This window comes from Priestia sp. YIM B13552, assembly GCF_042787775.1.
Classification (GTDB): Bacteria; Bacillota; Bacilli; order Bacillales; family Bacillaceae_H; genus Priestia; species Priestia megaterium_E.
On record NZ_JBHZOU010000012.1, the window covers coordinates 1 to 17,465 of the forward strand.

The window sequence follows — 17,465 nt, forward strand, 5'->3', positions numbered from 1 at the left end:
CGAACACGGAAGTTAAGCTCTTTAGCGCCAATGGTAGTTGGGACTTTGTCCCTGTGAGAGTAGGACGTTGCCAGGCACCTGAAAAAGGACTAGCTATTTTAGCTAGTCCTTTTTTGTTTACAATTTATTTGTTTTATGAAAAAGTATAGTAAGAACAATAAAATTCACGATTTGCAGGTTTTGAAATAAATTTTAGTGGCAACGATAAAAGTAAAGAATAAACTTTAATAGTACATAGTTGAAAATTTTTTCGTTTCCTTTTATATTTAAATTAAGGTCAAATATAGTCAAAGTCAGAAGGAGGGGGCAGCGTGCCAAATATCTCTGACATTATCGAACAGTATTTAAAACAAGTACTTGAATTAAGTGAAAGAGAAATTGTTGAAATAAGGCGCAGTGAGATTGCTGATAAATTTCAATGCGTTCCGTCGCAAATTAATTACGTTATCAATACCCGTTTTACAGTTGAAAGAGGTTATCTTGTAGAAAGTAAGCGAGGCGGCGGCGGCTTTATTCGTATTGCAAAAGTAAAAATGCATGATGCAGCGGATTTGTTTCAGCAAGTAATTGAGATGATTCAAAATGAAATTTCACAAGTAAGTGCTGAAAACGTCATTATTAGGTTAGTTGAAGAAAAAGTCATCACAGAACGAGAAGCAAAAATCATGTTGAGTGTTATCAATCGTTCAGTTATTAATATTGAACTTCCTTATCGTGATGAGCTAAGGGCCAATCTTTTAAAAGCAATGCTTAATTCATTACGCTACCGATAAGCTCATGATCTATTTTATTTAGAACAGGGAGTGATGACAGGATGATTTGTCAGCAATGTGAAACGAGACCTGCAACTCTTCACTTCACAAAAATCATTAATGGTGAAAAGACGGAGATGCATGTATGTGAACAATGCGCTTCAGAAAATGGAGATGCATTTTCTTTTTCAAATCAGCAAGGTTTTTCAATCAATAACTTACTAGCTGGCCTACTTAACCTAGATCCAGCAGTAACTGAAAATTATAAGCAACAAAGTCAGGAGGTTCTTTCTTGTCCTACTTGTGGCATGACATATCAAAAATTTGCTAAAATCGGCAGGTTTGGATGTGCAGATTGCTACAAAACATTTGAGCGACCTCTTATTCCTTTCTTGAAGAGGTTGCATGGAGGTAATTATCTACATCACGGAAAAATACCAGCAAGAATTGCAAGTAATCTTCATTTAAAAAAGGAATTACAGGCATTAAGATTGAACTTAAAAGAGTATATCGAAAAAGAGGAGTTTGAGAAAGCAGCCGAACTTCGTGATCACATTCGATTACTAGAAAAGAAGATGAACGAATCGAGAGAGGAGGAAGCGTAATTCATGTCCCAGGATTTGTTCTTTTCCCAGCCTGTTAGCTCTTGGATGCGTCAAGAAGCTTCGAATTCAGATATTGTTCTAAGTAGTCGAATCAGGCTGGCTCGAAATTTAACTCATTATCTTTTTCCAACTCTCTTTTCTAAAGAACAAGCAGTTGAAGTGGTTCGAGTATTCGAGCAAGTTTTTCAAAAAAGTGAGAACACCAATCAGTGGAATTTGCATTTACTAAAGATGAACGAATTACAGCCTCTTCAAAAGCAAGTGTTGGTTGAAAAGCATCTTATCAGTCCTAACTTGGCTGAAGGAGATAACAACGGAGCTTGTTTTTTATCAGAAAAAGAAGATTTGAGTATTATGGTTAATGAAGAAGATCATTTACGCATACAATGTTTATTTCCAGGCCTTCAATTATCTGAAGCTTTAAGCACAGCGAATAAAGTAGATAATTGGATTGAGAAATACGTAGATTATGCGTTTGATGAAAATAGAGGGTATTTAACCAGCTGTCCCACAAATGTGGGTACTGGGCTACGTGCATCCGTGATGATGCATCTGCCGGCTTTAGTGATGACCCGTCAAATTCATCGTATTATTCCCGCTATTAACCAGCTTGGCTTAGTGGTGAGAGGAATTTATGGAGAAGGTAGCGAAGCTTTAGGGAATATCTTTCAAATTTCTAATCAGATAACCTTAGGGAAATCTGAAGAAGATATTGTGGCAGATTTAAATAGTGTCGTACAGCAGTTGATTACACAAGAGCACTCTGCACGAGACGCGCTGTTTAAAACATCTCATGTAGAGTTAGAAGATCGAGTGTATCGTTCATATGGAGTATTGGCCAATAGCCGTATTATTGAGTCAAAAGAAGCTTCACAATGTTTATCAGATGTTCGATTAGGAATCGATTTAGGGTATATAAAAGGACTGAGTCAAAATATATTGAATGAACTTATCATTATGACGCAGCCAGGCTTTTTACAAAAGTATTCGGGAGGTCCCCTAAAGCCTCAAGAACGTGACATTAAAAGAGCCACCTTAATTCGAGAACGTCTCACTATAAATAAAAACACAAATTAAACGTGGAGGGTGACGATTATATGATGTTTGGTAGATTTACAGAGCGCGCACAAAAAGTATTAGCTTTAGCACAGGAAGAAGCACTACGCCTAGGTCACAACAACATTGGAACGGAGCATATTTTATTAGGTATCGTTCGCGAAGGTGAAGGAATTGCAGCAAAAGCTCTTTCTGCTCTAGGCCTAAGCACTGAAAAAATTCAAAAAGAAGTGGAAGCATTAATTGGCAGAGGCCAAGAATTAACGCAGACCATTCATTATACACCTCGAGCGAAAAAAGTCATTGAACTTTCAATGGATGAAGCCCGAAAACTTGGTCATTCTTATGTAGGAACAGAACATATCTTACTAGGCTTAATTCGTGAAGGTGAAGGCGTTGCAGCACGCGTTTTAAATAATTTAGGTGTCAGCCTAAATAAAGCTCGTCAGCAAGTGCTTCATTTATTAGGTAGCAATGAAGCTGCTTCAAGTCATCAAGGCGGAGGCTCTTCAAACGCTAATACACCTACGCTAGACAGCTTAGCACGCGATTTAACAGTTGTAGCGCGCGAAGGAAGCTTAGACCCTGTTATCGGACGTGGGAAAGAAATTCAGCGTGTTATTGAAGTGTTAAGCCGACGTACAAAAAACAATCCTGTATTAATTGGGGAGCCAGGTGTCGGTAAAACGGCAATCGCTGAAGGTTTGGCTCAGCAAATCGTCAACAATGAAGTTCCAGAAATTTTACGCGATAAACGCGTTATGACTTTGGATATGGGAACGGTCGTTGCTGGTACAAAATACCGCGGAGAGTTTGAAGATCGCCTGAAGAAAGTAATGGATGAAATTCGTCAAGCAGGTAATATCATTCTCTTTATCGATGAGTTACACACATTAATTGGCGCTGGTGGCGCAGAAGGTGCTATCGATGCTTCTAATATTTTAAAACCGTCTCTTGCTCGTGGAGAACTTCAGTGTATCGGTGCTACGACTTTAGATGAATACAGAAAATACATTGAAAAAGATGCAGCGTTAGAGCGTCGCTTCCAGCCAATTCAAGTGGATGAACCAACGTTGGAAGAGTCTATTCAAATCTTAAAAGGGCTTCGTGACCGTTATGAAGCGCATCACCGAGTATCTATTTCTGATGAGGCAATCGAGCAAGCGGTGAAACTATCAGATCGCTACATTTCAGATCGTTTCTTACCGGATAAAGCAATCGATTTAATTGATGAAGCTGGTTCAAAAGTGCGTTTACGTTCATTTACAACGCCGCCAAATTTAAAGGAATTAGAGCAAAAATTAGAATCAGTACGCAATGAAAAAGATGCGTCTGTTCAAAGTCAAGAATTCGAAAAAGCAGCATCTTTACGCGATACAGAGCAACGCCTACGCGAAGAATTAGAAGACACAAAGAAAATTTGGAAAGAGCAGCAAGGTAAAGAAAACTCAGCTGTAACCGTAGAAGATATTGCGATGGTTGTATCTAGCTGGACGGGTGTACCGGTCTCTAAACTGGCACAGGAAGAGACAGAAAGACTGCTGAACATGGAAGAGATTCTTCACTCTCGTGTAATTGGGCAAGAAGAAGCGGTAAAAGCAGTTGCAAAAGCTGTGCGCCGTGCTAGAGCAGGCTTGAAAGATCCAAAACGTCCAATTGGTTCATTCATTTTCTTAGGACCAACAGGGGTTGGTAAAACAGAGCTTGCACGTGCATTAGCGGAGTCAATCTTCGGTGATGAAGATGCAATGATTCGTATCGATATGTCTGAGTACATGGAGAAACATTCTACTTCCCGATTAGTAGGTTCACCTCCAGGATATGTTGGATACGAAGAAGGCGGCCAGTTAACGGAAAAAGTAAGAAGAAAACCTTACTCAGTTGTTCTTTTAGACGAAATTGAAAAAGCGCATCCGGATGTATTTAACATTTTATTACAAGTGTTAGAAGATGGACGCTTAACAGATTCAAAAGGCCGTACAGTTGATTTCCGTAATACGATTTTAATTATGACATCAAACGTAGGTGCTGATACATTAAAACGAAGCAAGCACTTAGGGTTCACAGTAGAAGCAGAAGGGCAAGACTACAAAGATATGAAAGGAAAAGTAATGGCGGAAATGAAGCGCGCGTTCCGTCCGGAGTTCCTAAACCGTATCGATGAAATTATCGTCTTCCATTCATTAGAGAAACCTCACTTAGCTGAAATCGTTAAATTAATGGCGGATCAGTTAACAAAACGCTTAAAAGAACAAGAAATTGATCTTGAATTAACAAAAGAGGCAATTGATAAGATTGCAGAGGAAGGTTTTGATCCAGAATACGGTGCTCGTCCACTTCGTAGAGCAATTCAAAAACATATTGAAGACCGTTTATCTGAAGAGCTGCTAAAAGGAGTTGTTCAAAAAGGTCAGAAAGTGACGCTAGATGTAGACAAAGGAGAATTTGTTGTTAAATCCTCCGCTCCAAGCAGCATCAGCTAAATTTACTCAAACCAAGACGAGGCATACGAAAAAACACGTATGCCTCCCTTTTTATTTTAGCTTAGGAAATAGTGTACAATAGAGATAGAAATCGATTGAATGAACGGAGAGATTGATAACATAATGGCGAAACGAAAAACAAAATTTGCATGTCAGCATTGCGGATATGAATCAGCAAAATGGATGGGGAAATGTCCCGGATGCGGAAGCTGGAATTCTATGGTAGAAGAAATGGAAGAAACGAAATCATCACGCCGAGGAGCTTTTTCCGGAGCTACTGCTTCTAAAGTTCAAAAACCTCAGTCAATTACAGCGATTGAATCTACAACAGAACCACGAATTTTTACACCTTCTGCAGAGTTAAATCGTGTATTAGGTGGAGGTATTGTCAGAGGCTCACTCGTTTTAATAGGGGGAGATCCGGGTATCGGAAAGTCTACTTTACTTTTGCAAACCTCCGCGCAGTTAGCAATGAAACAAAATAAAGTACTATATATTTCGGGAGAGGAATCAACCAAACAAACGAAGTTAAGAGCGGACAGGCTAGGTGTAAAAGCTGAAGAGCTTTATGTTCATGCAGAAACAAACTTAGAATTAATACTAGAGGCCATCTCAAGCATGCAGCCTGATTTTGTGGTGATTGATTCAATTCAAACCATTTACCATGCTGATGTGACATCAGCGCCAGGAAGCGTCTCACAGGTGCGAGAGTGTACGGCTGAACTAATGCGTGTTGCTAAAACGAATGGAATTGCCATCTTTATTGTGGGTCATGTAACGAAAGAAGGGGCCATTGCAGGACCAAGACTTCTTGAACATATGGTGGATACGGTTCTTTATTTTGAAGGAGAGCGCCATCATACGTATCGTATATTAAGAGCGGTTAAGAACCGATTTGGATCTACAAATGAAATGGGCATTTTTGAAATGAAAGAAAGTGGGCTAGAAGAAGTATTGAATCCATCTGAAATCTTTCTAGAAGAACGGTCTCAGGGAGCAGCAGGATCAGTTGTTGTCGCTTCAATGGAAGGGACAAGACCCGTATTAGTAGAGCTGCAGGCGCTAATCAGTCCAACGAGCTTTGGAAACCCTAGAAGAATGGCTACGGGAGTAGATCATAATCGCGTTTCGCTTATCATGGCTGTCTTAGAAAAGCGTGTAGGAATGCTGCTGCAGAATCAAGATGCGTATTTAAAAGTAGCAGGTGGAGTGAAATTAGATGAACCAGCAATCGATTTAGCTGTAGCCGTTAGCATTGCTTCAAGCTTCAGAGATGCTGCTTCTAGCGCTACAGATGTTATTGTAGGAGAGGTAGGATTAACAGGTGAAGTACGCCGAGTGTCTAGAATTGAACAGCGCGTTCAAGAAGCGGTAAAATTAGGGTTCCAACGAATTATTATCCCCGAGAAGAATTTAGGGGGATGGAAAGTCCCAGATGGTATTGATGTGATTGGGGTATCAACAGTAGCGGAGGCTCTGCAATATACATTAGGAGGATAAGCAGTGGAAGGAGAAAAAACAACAGTTAGTCAAAAACAAATATCAGAAATTCTGCAGTTTGTAGCACCAGGAACCCCTATTCGTGACGGTATCGATAACGTCTTGCGGGCAAAGACGGGCGGCTTAATTGTTATGGGCTACAATGAACAAGTCAAAAAGATGGTGGATGGGGGATTTTCGATTAATTGTGCATTTACACCTGCGCACTTATACGAGTTAGCCAAAATGGATGGAGCGCTTATTTTAAACGACAGCGGAAGCAAGATATTATTTGCTAATGCTCAGCTCATGCCAGATCCCTCTACTCCTTCTTCACAGACAGGAATGCGTCACCGTACAGCAGAACGCGTAGCTAAGCAGTCAGGTGTATTGGTGATAGCTATTTCACAAAGACGAAATGTGATTACGCTTTACAAAGGGTCTCTGCAGTATGTATTGAAAGACATTAGTGTTATTTTAGCAAAAGCGAATCAAGCGCTTGGGACACTTGAAAAGTACAAGGCGGTATTAGACGAATCGATTACAAGTCTCAGTGCATTAGAGTTTGAAGAGCAAGTAACTCATACAGATGTGCTGCAGTCGCTTCATCGTACAGAAATGGTTCTGCGTATTAAAAATGAAATTTTGAGCTATATTAGCGAGTTAGGAACAGAAGGAAGACTAATCCGTCTCCAAATGAATGAATTACTTTCCCACTTAGAGGAAGAAGCAACTTTATTAATCAAAGATTATATGTATGACCTCAGCTTTGACCCTTACCGAGTAATTGAACGCATGCAGCAGCCGTCAAATAATGTTCTTCTCGATGACCAAACGCTCCTTCGCTTAATGGGATATCCCATGTATACAAGCTTTGAAGACAGCGTTATTCCTAGAGGGTATCGAATGCTTCATAAAATTCCAAGACTTCCATCGATTATTATTGAAAATCTCATTGATGAATTAGGGGATTTAAAAACGATAGCAGATGCGTCGGTAGAAGAATTGGATGAGGTAGAAGGCATCGGTGAAATTCGAGCAAGGAAAATCAGAGAAGGACTGAAAAGACTAAAAGAGCAGCATCTTACAAACCGTCAGCTATAGGATATTAATTGACATTAAATGTTTGATTCATTAAGATATTGTGAAAATACAAAAAAAGTGACAGTTTGTTTACAAATTCTGTTTTTTGGTTAAATAACAGGTTTCAATCATTGTAAACTGTTTATAATGATAAAGGGAGGTGAAGGCGTGTTAAAACGTTTTGTACAGTTATTTTTTATTATTACAGGTGGTACATTGGGCGTCTTTTTTATACCTGAACTTATTCAATTATTAAATCTGCAAGATGTAGCATTTCTAGAAAAGCCTTACGTCGATGCAATACTGGGAGCCATTTTGTTTTTCCTTGTCACGTTTTGGATTGTTGATTATATAGTTGAATTAATTCGCCGAGTGGAAGAGGCGTTACTGAAGGCGCCTGTAACGGATGTGCTTTTTGGGAGCTTAGGATTGATTTTAGGGCTTATTGTGGCCTACTTGGTCGGAGCTTTTTTAGGCAGAATTCAACTTCAAGTAGTAAGTACCATTTTACCAATCTTTCTAAGTATTCTTTTAGGTTACTTAGGGTTTCAAGTCGGGTTTAAAAAACGTGATGAGCTTGTAAGCGTGTTTTCGATGCCGGCTCGAATTGGGAAGAAAAAAGGCCAAGAAGAAGAAACAGATAACGAAGAATCATTAAAGTCTCTTAAGATTTTAGATACAAGCGTTATTATTGACGGCCGTATCGCAGATATTTGTCAAACAGGATTTTTAGACGGAACGATTGTTATTCCGCGCTTTGTGCTTGAGGAACTTCAGCATATTGCTGATTCTTCGGATGTTCTAAAACGAAACAGAGGTAGACGAGGTCTAGATATTCTAAACCGTATTCAAAAAGAACTGGCAATGAAGGTAGAAATTTATGAAGGCGATTTCGAAGACATTCAAGAAGTAGACAGCAAGCTGGTTAAATTGGCAAAGCTGACTTCCGGTTTGGTCGTGACAAACGATTTTAATTTAAATAAAGTATGTGAACTTCAAAATGTTGGCGTTTTAAATATCAATGACTTAGCAAATGCCGTCAAGCCAATTGTACTTCCAGGAGAAGAAATGAACGTATTGGTTATAAAAGACGGTAAAGAGCATAATCAAGGTATTGCCTATCTTGATGACGGTACAATGATTGTGGTAGAAGAAGGAAGAAATTATATTGGAAAGCAAATTGATGTACTGGTGACGAGCGTACTCCAAACCTCAGCAGGCCGTATGATTTTTGCGAAACCCAAGTTATTAGAAAAAGCACTGTGACGTAACAGGTAAAGGGAGTATACCTATGAAGTATGAAATTATCGTGTTAGCTGCAGGTCAGGGGAAGCGAATGAAAGCGGGGCGGAACAAACAATTTTTAACTATTCAAAACGTTCCGCTTATCATTCATACGCTGCAAAAATTCGAACAAGATCCTTGGTGCAGTGGAATTGTACTAGTCGTAAACGAAAAAGAAGTGCAGATTTTTGAAGAGTTATTAATCAAATATCCAATTCAAAAGGTTCAATCTTTGAAAGTTGGAGGCGATGAACGTCAACATAGCGTTTATAACGGTCTTAAAAGTTTAAAGCAGGCTCAGATGGTATTAATTCATGATGGCGCTCGTCCATTTGTTCAACAAAACACAATCCATGAGTTAGTAGAAAAAGCTGCTAGTGATAAGGCTGCTGTGCTGGCTGTTCCAGTAAAAGACACAATTAAGCGTGTGAAACAGGGTACTGTCATTGAAACAGTTGAGCGCTCTAGCTTGTGGGCTATTCAAACGCCGCAGGCTTTTCTTTTTGATGTAGTAATGGATGCACACGAAAAAGCAAAAATAAATGAATACTTAGGCACCGATGATGCAAGCTTAGTAGAAAAAGCGGGGCAAAAAGTATCGATTGTAGAGGGAAATTACGATAATATAAAACTAACAACACCAGAAGATTTGTTATATGCAGAAGCTATATTAACAAAGCTAAACAGGACTGAAGGAGTGGAAAAATGAACATTCGAGTAGGACAAGGTTTCGACGTACATGAATTTGCAGAAGGAAGACCTTTAATCATCGGCGGTTTAGAAATTCCGTATGAAAAAGGATTATTAGGCCACTCAGATGCAGATGTGCTGTTACATACAATCGCAGATGCCTTATTAGGAGCGGCGGCTAAAGGAGATATCGGAAAGCATTTTCCGGATACAGACCCTGAATTTAAAGATGCTGATTCAGCAAAGCTTCTTCAACACGTATGGAAACTGCTAAAAGATGAAGGTTATGAATTAAGCAATGTAGATTGCACCATTATCGCGCAAAAACCTAAAATGGCTCCTTACATTGAACCAATGAGAGAGCGTATTGCGCAGCTGTTAGAAGCAAGCATTTCTCAAATTAACGTCAAGGCAACAACAACAGAAAAGTTAGGCTTTACGGGACGCGAAGAAGGAATTGCCGCCCAAGCAGCCGTTTTAGTTTATCAAAAATAAAAACAGTTGACTTTGACAGATACCTATTTGGTGATAAAATTAGAACATGTCTAAAACATATAAATACATACTATAAGTAATATTAAATTGGAGGTCATCTTAGTTATGTCAAGCGAAGTAAGAGTTCGTTATGCCCCGAGTCCAACTGGACATCTTCATATAGGGAATGCAAGAACAGCACTATTTAATTATTTATTTGCACGAAATCAAAACGGTAAATTTATTATCCGTATTGAAGATACAGATCAAAAGCGTAATATCGAAGGCGGAGAAGAAAGTCAGCTGCGCTATTTAAAATGGTTAGGTATTGAATGGGATGAGAGTATCGATGTAGGCGGCGAGTACGGTCCTTATCGCCAGTCTGAACGTACGGAAATCTATCAAAAATATACGGAAGAACTTCTTGAAAAAGGATTAGCTTATCACTGTTACTGTACGTCAGAAGAGCTTGAAAAAGAGCGTGAAGAACAGCAGGCGAACAGTCAAATGCCGCGCTATTCAGGTAAGTGCCGTAACTTAACAGCTGAACAGCGTGCTGAACTAGAAGCAGAAGGCCGTGAGCCAAGCATTCGCTTCCGTGTTCCTAGCAACACAGAAATTAAGTGGAATGATATTGTCAAAGATGAAGTATCATTTGAGTCTGAAGGCATTGGTGACTTCGTTATTGTGAAAAAAGACGGTACACCAACATATAACTACGCTGTAGCCATTGATGATTATCTAATGAAGATGACACATGTTCTACGCGGAGATGACCATATTTCTAATACACCGAAGCAAATTCTTGTGTATGAAGCTTTAGGCTGGACGCCTCCTGTATTTGGTCATATGACATTAATCGTAAATGAAAATCGCCGTAAGCTAAGTAAACGTGATGAGTCAATCATTCAGTTTATTGAGCAATATAAAGAATTAGGCTACTTGCCGGAAGCACTGTTTAATTTTATTACAATGCTTGGCTGGTCACCTGTGGGAGAAGAAGAAATCTTCTCTAAAGAACAGTTCATTGAAATTTTTGACCCAGCTCGTTTATCAAAATCTCCAGCACTATTTGATACAAGCAAATTACGTTGGATGAACAACCAATACATGAAACAATTGGATTTAGACGAGGTAGTAGCTTTATCAGTTCCTCACTTGGTGAAAGCTGGAAAAGTTGAAGAAACGCGCGATGCAGAAACAGAACAATGGGTACGTGACTTAGTCGCTCTATACCAAGAACAAATGAGCTTTGGCGCGGAGATTGTTGAACTTACTGAAATGTTCTTTAAGAAAGAAATTGATTACAGTGAAGAAGCAAAAGCAGTGCTTGCTGAAGAGCAAGTACCGGAAGTGTTAAAAGCATTTGCTGAAGAGATTTCTTCCTTAGAAGAATTCAGCGCTGATGAAATTAAGGCAGCAACAAAGGCTGTACAAAAAGCAACAGGTCAAAAAGGTAAAAAACTATTTATGCCAATTCGTGTAGCAACAACAGGCGAAACACACGGTCCTGAGCTTCCAAAAGCTATTTCTCTTTTAGGGAAAGAAACAGTTTTAGCTCGTCTAGAAAGCATTTATAGTTAACAAATTTCTATTTTGCCCATATGATAAAATAATCAAATATGGATATCGTTGAGAAGGAAGAGTAGGCAAGTTCATTGCATATCAGAGAGGGTTATCACCGGCTGAAAGTAACCTATGACAAAACTTGTTGAAGTGCGCCTTTGAGTCTTTTGTTGAATGCTGCTAAAGTAAGTAGGCAAAAGCGGGTACTTTCACGTTATGAGAGAAGAGTTGGGATCGTTTGTTGATCCAAACAGAGTGGAACCGCGTATATACGTCTCTGTGTCATTTGACATAGGGGCGTTTTTTTATACAATCAATGAGTAGATAGAGGAATAGCGGAATTGGGGTGAGATGATGCTAAAGTTGTTAAAGGAAGACATTGAAGCCATATTTGAACAAGATCCTGCAGCAAGAAGTTATATTGAAGTGATATTAACCTATTCGGGGTTGCATGCTATTTGGGCACATAGATTCGCTCACGGGCTTTTTAAAAGAAAGTGGTTTTTTCTGGCACGTGTAATCTCACAAATTAGCCGATTCTTCACAGGGATTGAAATCCATCCGGGTGCGAAAATTGGCCGCCGCTTTTTTATTGACCACGGAATGGGAATTGTGATTGGGGAAACGTGCGAAATTGGAGATAATGTAACAGTATATCAAGGAGTAACACTCGGAGGAACAGGGAAAGAAAAAGGAAAGCGTCACCCGACGATTGAAGACAATGTCTTAATTGCAACAGGTGCTAAAGTGCTAGGGTCGATTACGATTCATGCACACTCCAAAATTGGAGCAGGTTCAGTTGTGTTAAATGACGTCCCAGAAAACTCAACGGTTGTTGGTATCCCTGGCCGAGTCGTCATTCAAAATGGCGTCCGGATTCCAAAAGATTTGAATCATCAAGATTTGCCAGATCCAGATGCAGAGCGTTTCAAACAGCTAGAGAAAGAAATTTTACACCTGCAAAATCAATTAAAGGAATTAAAAGAAGGGAAGATTCACCATGGCAATTAAGCTATATAACACGTTAACACGTCAAAAAGAGACGTTTGTACCGCTGGAAGAAAACAAAGTCAAAATGTACGTGTGCGGACCGACGGTGTATAACTATATTCATATTGGAAACGCGCGTCCTGCGATTGTATTTGATACGGTGCGCCGCTATTTAGAATTTAGAGGCTACGATGTAGAGTATGTCTCAAACTTCACAGATGTAGATGATAAATTAATTAAGGCAGCAAAAGAGTTAGGAGAAGATGTTCCAACGATCGCAAACCGCTTTATCGATGCTTACTTTGAAGATACGTCAGCTCTTGGATGCAAGCATGCCGATGTGCATCCGCGCGTAACTGAAAATATGGATATCATTATTGAGTTCATTGATGAACTTGTGAAAAAAGGTTATGCGTATGAGTCAGAGGGTGATGTATACTATCGTACACGTAAGTTTGAAGGATACGGAAAATTATCACATCAGTCTATTGATGAATTGCAATCCGGTGCTCGTATCGAAGTTGGCGAAAAGAAAGAAGATCCATTAGACTTTACTCTTTGGAAAGCAACCAAAGATGGAGAGATCGCATGGGATAGCCCTTGGGGTCAAGGAAGACCGGGCTGGCATATCGAGTGCTCGGCGATGGCACGCAAGTATTTAGGTGATACAATTGATATCCACGCAGGCGGTCAGGATTTAGCTTTCCCTCATCACGAAAATGAAATTGCCCAATCAGAAGCGCTCACTGGGAAATCGTTTGCGAAATACTGGCTTCATAACGGGTATATCAATATTGATAATGAAAAGATGTCTAAATCACTAGGGAACTTCGTGTTAGTTCATGACATTATTAAAAAGCATGATCCTTCCCTACTTCGATTCTTTATTTTATCTGTTCACTATCGTCACCCAATTAACTATAACGAAGAAATTTTAGAGAATACGCGCAAAGCGCTTGAGCGTCTGCAAACAGCTTACGGCAACTTAACTCACCGTCTAGAGGCAGCAACAAATCTTCAAGAAGATGCTTCAGAATGGTTCGAAAAGCTAAAAGAGCTTCGCGAAACGTTTGTTGAAGAGATGGATGATGATTTTAATACGGCAAATGCTATTTCTGTTCTGTTCGAGCTAGCAAAGCAAGCTAACTTGTATTTGTTAGAACAAACAACGTCTACAGATGTAATTGAAGCCTTTATTAAAGAGTTTAAAGAATTAGGTGCTGCAATAGGCATTACGTTTGGAGAAGCTGAACTTCTAGACGAAGAAATTGATCAATTGATCCAAGATCGTATTCAGGCTCGTAAAGATCGTAATTTCCAATTAGCAGATCAAATTCGAGATGAATTAAAGGCTAAAAATATTATTTTAGAAGATACGGCGCAAGGAACAAGATGGAAAAGAGGATAATAGTGTTATGAGCAGCAGTAAATTAGATGTAAAACAGCTAAATAGCTTAGCTCTTGCTTATATGGGTGATGCGGTGTTTGATTTACATGTTCGCCGCCACCTGCTGGTGTTAGGGACAGTGCGCCCTAACCAGCTTCATAATAAAGCTAAAAAATACGTATCAGCAAAAGCACAAGCGCAAATCGTATATTATTTTAAAAATGAAAACTTTTTTACTGAGGAAGAAGAAGGTGTACTGCGCCGAGGACGCAATGCAAAGTCCGGTACAGTCCCTAAAAACACAGATGTGCAAACGTATCGCTACAGTACGGCATTTGAAGCGGTCGTAGGCTATTTGTATCTTTTAGGTGAAGAAGAACGAATGATGGAACTTATTACTAAAGCTATCTCTTTCGTCGATGAAGGAGAGGGAGGAATGAATCATGGAACATGAATTTATCATTGGACGTAATCCGGTCCTAGAAGCCCTAAAGTCTGGGCGCGACATTAACAAACTATGGATTGCCGAAGGATCGCAAGGCGGTTCTATGGGGCAAATCACGCAGTTAGCAAAACGTAATGGTGTATTGGTGCAGTTTGTACCGAAAAAGAAAATTGAGCAAATGGTAGACGGTATTCATCAAGGAGTAGCTGCACAAGTGGCTGCTTATCAGTATGCAGAGTTAGATGATTTATTTAACTTAGCGGAAAAACGTAATGAAAGTCCGTTTTTTCTTCTGCTAGATGAGCTTGAAGATCCCCATAATTTAGGCTCTATTATGCGAACAGCCGATGCCATTGGCGCACACGGTATTATTATTCCAAAGCGCCGTTCAGTTGGATTAACGGCCACTGTAGCTAAGGCCTCTACAGGAGCGATTGAACATGTTCCCGTAGCAAGGGTAACAAACCTATCAAGGACGATTGATGAATTAAAAGATCGAGGCGTATGGATTGTTGGAACAGATGCGAAAGAAAGCGATGATTACCGCAACTTAGATGGAGGTATGCCGCTTACGTTAGTGATTGGAAGCGAAGGAAAAGGCATGAGTCGTTTGATTCGTGAAAAATGCGACTTCCTTGTACAGCTTCCAATGGTTGGGCATGTTACATCGTTAAATGCATCTGTAGCAGCTAGTCTTCTCATGTATGAGGTTTACCGAAAACGCCATCCTCTAGGTGAATAAGAATGGATATTCTACTGGTGGATGGTTATAACATGATAGGTGCGTGGCCCGACCTAAGAAAGCTTAGAGATAATGATTTAGCCGGTGCTCGAGACCTGTTAATCGAAAAGATGGCAGAGTATCAAGCATATATGGGTTATCGTGTCATTATTGTCTTCGATGCTCATATGGTCGAAGGAATTGAAAAGAAGGCAAAAAATCATAAGGTTGACGTTGTATTTACAAGAGAAAATGAAACAGCGGATGAGTACATTGAAAAGCTGGCTCAAGAGCTAAACAATGTAAAGACACAGATTCATGTTGCTACATCTGATTTCACGGAGCAGTGGGCAATCTTTGGACAAGGTGCGCTTAGAATTTCTGCTCGAGAATTGTACAACGAAATTGAGCAGATTGAGAAACATATTAATCTTGATGTGAAGTCTATTCAAAATCAAAAGCCAGCGGCACGCATTCAACTTTCCAATCAAGTAGCCGAAATTTTCGAAAAATGGCGTCGGGGACAGCGGTGAGGTTATTGACGGTACGGAATTAGCTACTGTATAATATTTCTATCTACTGTGCGGTCGGGGGGATCGATATGGGCGATAATTATGGGAGAAAACTGCATGCTCATTTCGAACAACAAGAGGATGAAACAGTTGTCGATCTTGTGCATAAAGGCGATATTGACGCATTAGAGTATTTGATTCATAAATACAAAAACTTTGTGCGAGCAAAGGCGCGGTCATATTTTTTAATTGGGGCAGACCGTGAAGATATTGTACAAGAAGGTATGATAGGGTTATATAAGGCAATTAGAGATTTTAGAGAAGATAAGCTAACTTCGTTTAAAGCTTTTGCTGAACTTTGCATTACCAGGCAAATTATTACCGCTATTAAAACCGCAACAAGGCAAAAACATATTCCATTAAACTCTTATGTATCATTGGACAAGCCAATATATGATGAAGAGTCCGACCGAACCTTAATGGATGTTATTTCGGGGACAAAAGTAGCAAATCCAGAAGAGTTGCTCATTAATCGAGAGAAGTTTGATGATATTGAATTAAAGATGGCTGAACTGTTAAGTGATCTTGAGCGAAAAGTTCTCGTTCTTTATTTAGATGGTCAATCTTATCAAGAGATTTCAGAAGAGTTAAACCGCCACGTCAAATCCATCGATAATGCACTTCAGCGTGTGAAGAGGAAATTAGAGCGCTACCTCGAGATTCGTGAAATCACAATGTAGCCTTCTATCCTCATATTGACATGCTAAGAAAGTCTGTGATACTTTTTTATAGACATTATCACTCTATAGGTGGTTGACATTATGCGTAAAAAAGTTGTACTTGCGTGTGTGCAATGCGCTAGTCGTAACTATACGACTATGAAAAACACACTGCAAAACGAAGAGCGTTTAGAAATGAAGAAGTTTTGCAAAACGTGTAACGCACATACGATTCATCGTGAAACAAAGTAGATCAATAATCTGCACAGACTAATACCCCTTTTAATTTATTGGAGGTTACAAACATGAACCGTGTAGGAAATTTCTTGCGTGATGTTGGGCGTGAGATGAAGAAGGTAAGTTGGCCTAAAAAAAATGAGCTAACTCGTTATACAATTACTGTTATTTCTACAGTTGTATTTATGACACTCTTTTTTGTAGTAGTTGATTACGGAATTTCGTCACTTATTCGTTTAATCCCTTGAATAAATTGACTTAAATCATGGTATAATAAAGCTAAATTATGTTTTTTTCAGAAAAGCCCGGAGACGGGTTTTTTAATTTGCTTTAAGAATGATTGTGCTAGGAGTCAACTATTTTCCTAGTGCGTTGTCTGTGCAATAGATTAGGACATCTTATTTTATAGTGAGCTGGGAGGGAAGGACGTATAGTCCTCAGAAATGGAGAAAAATTGGTATGTAGTCCATACTTATTCTGGATATGAAAATAAAGTAAAAACAAATTTAGAAAAGCGCGTAGAAACAATGGGTATGCAAGATAAAATTTTCCGCGTTGTTGTTCCTGAAGAAGAAGAAAGAGAAATTAAGAACAACAAAGAAAAGATTACAAAGAAAAAAGTATTTCCAGGGTACGTGTTAGTTGAAATCATCATGACGGATGATTCATGGTATGTAGTTCGTAATACACCTGGCGTTACGGGCTTTGTAGGTTCAGCAGGTTCTGGATCAAAGCCAACTGCTCTTCTACCAGAAGAAGTAGAAATGATCTTAAAACAAATGGGCATGGACGAGAAGCATGCTGACTTTGACTTTGAACTAAAAGAAACAGTATTGGTTCAAGAAGGTCCGTTTGCAAACTTTGAAGGTACCATTGAAGAAATCGATACAGATAAACGTAAAGTTAAGGTTCATGTGGATATGTTCGGAAGACAAACGCCAGTAGAGCTAGACTTTACACAAATTGAAAAAATATAATCTGT

Annotated in this window: 19 protein-coding genes, 1 rRNA gene and 1 other annotated feature; all 20 genes read left to right on the forward strand. The window is 39.3% G+C overall.

The window, feature by feature from the left end; genetic code table 11:
- A 5S ribosomal RNA gene (rrf, locus tag ACFX40_RS27610) occupies positions 1 to 76 on the forward strand; the annotation flags it as partial.
- 235 nt (positions 77 to 311) lie between these two features.
- Entirely contained in the window at positions 312 to 773 is a 462-nt protein-coding gene (locus tag ACFX40_RS25730) for a CtsR family transcriptional regulator (protein ID WP_013054895.1), read from the forward strand.
- Positions 774 to 814: 41 nt separating this feature from the next.
- Complete coding sequence (mcsA, locus tag ACFX40_RS25735) at positions 815 to 1,357, forward strand: protein-arginine kinase activator protein McsA (protein WP_025753183.1); 543 nt, start codon at positions 815 to 817, stop codon at positions 1,355 to 1,357.
- Between the two features lie 3 nt (positions 1,358 to 1,360).
- Positions 1,361 to 2,434, forward strand: coding sequence for a protein-arginine kinase McsB (gene mcsB, locus ACFX40_RS25740; RefSeq protein ID WP_013054897.1), 1,074 nt, complete (start codon positions 1,361 to 1,363; stop codon positions 2,432 to 2,434).
- Between the two features lie 20 nt (positions 2,435 to 2,454).
- The gene (gene clpC / locus ACFX40_RS25745; RefSeq protein ID WP_014462041.1) at positions 2,455 to 4,896 is read left to right on the forward strand and encodes an ATP-dependent protease ATP-binding subunit ClpC; all 2,442 of its coding nucleotides are present in this window, start codon (positions 2,455 to 2,457) and stop codon (positions 4,894 to 4,896) included.
- Positions 4,897 to 5,019: 123 nt separating this feature from the next.
- Entirely contained in the window at positions 5,020 to 6,396 is a 1,377-nt protein-coding gene (gene radA / locus ACFX40_RS25750) for a DNA repair protein RadA (protein ID WP_013054899.1), read from the forward strand.
- 3 nt (positions 6,397 to 6,399) lie between these two features.
- The gene (gene disA / locus ACFX40_RS25755) at positions 6,400 to 7,479 is read left to right on the forward strand and encodes a DNA integrity scanning diadenylate cyclase DisA (protein ID WP_013054900.1); all 1,080 of its coding nucleotides are present in this window, start codon (positions 6,400 to 6,402) and stop codon (positions 7,477 to 7,479) included.
- A gap of 147 nt (positions 7,480 to 7,626) precedes the next feature.
- Positions 7,627 to 8,724, forward strand: a complete 1,098-nt coding sequence (locus ACFX40_RS25760) for a PIN/TRAM domain-containing protein (protein WP_013054901.1) — start codon at positions 7,627 to 7,629, stop codon at positions 8,722 to 8,724.
- 25 nt (positions 8,725 to 8,749) lie between these two features.
- Positions 8,750 to 9,451, forward strand: a complete 702-nt coding sequence (ispD, locus tag ACFX40_RS25765; RefSeq protein ID WP_377257154.1) for a 2-C-methyl-D-erythritol 4-phosphate cytidylyltransferase — start codon at positions 8,750 to 8,752, stop codon at positions 9,449 to 9,451.
- Positions 9,448 to 9,927, forward strand: a complete 480-nt coding sequence (gene ispF, locus ACFX40_RS25770) for a 2-C-methyl-D-erythritol 2,4-cyclodiphosphate synthase (RefSeq protein WP_013054903.1) — start codon at positions 9,448 to 9,450, stop codon at positions 9,925 to 9,927. The genes ispD and ispF overlap by 4 nt, the downstream gene beginning before the upstream one ends.
- 105 nt (positions 9,928 to 10,032) lie before the next feature.
- Positions 10,033 to 11,490, forward strand: coding sequence for a glutamate--tRNA ligase (gltX, locus tag ACFX40_RS25775; RefSeq protein ID WP_028412658.1), 1,458 nt, complete (start codon positions 10,033 to 10,035; stop codon positions 11,488 to 11,490).
- Positions 11,491 to 11,529: 39 nt separating this feature from the next.
- Positions 11,530 to 11,754 (forward strand) — a binding site (T-box leader).
- 72 nt (positions 11,755 to 11,826) lie between these two features.
- The gene (gene cysE / locus ACFX40_RS25780) at positions 11,827 to 12,483 is read left to right on the forward strand and encodes a serine O-acetyltransferase (protein WP_025753192.1); all 657 of its coding nucleotides are present in this window, start codon (positions 11,827 to 11,829) and stop codon (positions 12,481 to 12,483) included.
- Positions 12,473 to 13,870 carry a cysteine--tRNA ligase gene (cysS, locus tag ACFX40_RS25785; RefSeq protein ID WP_028410362.1) on the forward strand — a complete coding sequence of 466 codons (1,398 nt, stop codon included), beginning with the start codon at positions 12,473 to 12,475 and terminating at the stop codon, positions 13,868 to 13,870. Before cysE ends, cysS begins: the two co-directional genes overlap by 11 nt.
- 7 nt (positions 13,871 to 13,877) lie before the next feature.
- Positions 13,878 to 14,303, forward strand: a complete 426-nt coding sequence (locus ACFX40_RS25790; RefSeq protein WP_013054907.1) for a Mini-ribonuclease 3 — start codon at positions 13,878 to 13,880, stop codon at positions 14,301 to 14,303.
- Positions 14,293 to 15,036, forward strand: coding sequence for a 23S rRNA (guanosine(2251)-2'-O)-methyltransferase RlmB (rlmB, locus tag ACFX40_RS25795; RefSeq protein ID WP_028410364.1), 744 nt, complete (start codon positions 14,293 to 14,295; stop codon positions 15,034 to 15,036). Before ACFX40_RS25790 ends, rlmB begins: the two co-directional genes overlap by 11 nt.
- A gap of 2 nt (positions 15,037 to 15,038) precedes the next feature.
- Positions 15,039 to 15,548 carry an NYN domain-containing protein gene (locus tag ACFX40_RS25800; protein ID WP_013081364.1) on the forward strand — a complete coding sequence of 170 codons (510 nt, stop codon included), beginning with the start codon at positions 15,039 to 15,041 and terminating at the stop codon, positions 15,546 to 15,548.
- Positions 15,549 to 15,616: 68 nt separating this feature from the next.
- Complete coding sequence (sigH, locus tag ACFX40_RS25805; protein ID WP_013054910.1) at positions 15,617 to 16,267, forward strand: RNA polymerase sporulation sigma factor SigH; 651 nt, start codon at positions 15,617 to 15,619, stop codon at positions 16,265 to 16,267.
- 81 nt (positions 16,268 to 16,348) lie between these two features.
- Positions 16,349 to 16,498, forward strand: coding sequence for a 50S ribosomal protein L33 (gene rpmG / locus ACFX40_RS25810; RefSeq protein WP_028410365.1), 150 nt, complete (start codon positions 16,349 to 16,351; stop codon positions 16,496 to 16,498).
- A 53-nt stretch (positions 16,499 to 16,551) separates the two neighbouring features.
- Entirely contained in the window at positions 16,552 to 16,731 is a 180-nt protein-coding gene (secE, locus tag ACFX40_RS25815; protein WP_013054912.1) for a preprotein translocase subunit SecE, read from the forward strand.
- Between the two features lie 195 nt (positions 16,732 to 16,926).
- Positions 16,927 to 17,460: a transcription termination/antitermination protein NusG gene (gene nusG, locus ACFX40_RS25820; RefSeq protein WP_013054913.1), complete on the forward strand. Its 534-nt coding sequence runs from the start codon at positions 16,927 to 16,929 to the stop codon at positions 17,458 to 17,460.
- Positions 17,461 to 17,465: the final 5 nt, after the last annotated feature.

What these genes read in the sequence shown, in the direction of transcription:
- mcsA (WP_025753183.1), top strand. Translation starts at nt 815, where the DNA reads ATGATTTGTCAGCAATGTGAAACGAGACCTGCAACTCTTCACTTCACA.
- mcsB (WP_013054897.1), top strand. Translation starts at nt 1,361, where the DNA reads ATGTCCCAGGATTTGTTCTTTTCCCAGCCTGTTAGCTCTTGGATGCGT.
- clpC (WP_014462041.1), top strand. Translation starts at nt 2,455, where the DNA reads ATGATGTTTGGTAGATTTACAGAGCGCGCACAAAAAGTATTAGCTTTA.
- radA (WP_013054899.1), top strand. Translation starts at nt 5,020, where the DNA reads ATGGCGAAACGAAAAACAAAATTTGCATGTCAGCATTGCGGATATGAA.
- ispD (WP_377257154.1), top strand. Translation starts at nt 8,750, where the DNA reads ATGAAGTATGAAATTATCGTGTTAGCTGCAGGTCAGGGGAAGCGAATG.
- ispF (WP_013054903.1), top strand. Translation starts at nt 9,448, where the DNA reads ATGAACATTCGAGTAGGACAAGGTTTCGACGTACATGAATTTGCAGAA.
- gltX (WP_028412658.1), top strand. Translation starts at nt 10,033, where the DNA reads ATGTCAAGCGAAGTAAGAGTTCGTTATGCCCCGAGTCCAACTGGACAT.
- cysE (WP_025753192.1), top strand. Translation starts at nt 11,827, where the DNA reads ATGCTAAAGTTGTTAAAGGAAGACATTGAAGCCATATTTGAACAAGAT.
- cysS (WP_028410362.1), top strand. Translation starts at nt 12,473, where the DNA reads ATGGCAATTAAGCTATATAACACGTTAACACGTCAAAAAGAGACGTTT.
- ACFX40_RS25790 (WP_013054907.1), top strand. Translation starts at nt 13,878, where the DNA reads ATGAGCAGCAGTAAATTAGATGTAAAACAGCTAAATAGCTTAGCTCTT.
- rlmB (WP_028410364.1), top strand. Translation starts at nt 14,293, where the DNA reads ATGGAACATGAATTTATCATTGGACGTAATCCGGTCCTAGAAGCCCTA.
- ACFX40_RS25800 (WP_013081364.1), top strand. Translation starts at nt 15,039, where the DNA reads ATGGATATTCTACTGGTGGATGGTTATAACATGATAGGTGCGTGGCCC.
- sigH (WP_013054910.1), top strand. Translation starts at nt 15,617, where the DNA reads ATGGGCGATAATTATGGGAGAAAACTGCATGCTCATTTCGAACAACAA.
- rpmG (WP_028410365.1), top strand. Translation starts at nt 16,349, where the DNA reads ATGCGTAAAAAAGTTGTACTTGCGTGTGTGCAATGCGCTAGTCGTAAC.
- secE (WP_013054912.1), top strand. Translation starts at nt 16,552, where the DNA reads ATGAACCGTGTAGGAAATTTCTTGCGTGATGTTGGGCGTGAGATGAAG.
- nusG (WP_013054913.1), top strand. Translation starts at nt 16,927, where the DNA reads ATGGAGAAAAATTGGTATGTAGTCCATACTTATTCTGGATATGAAAAT.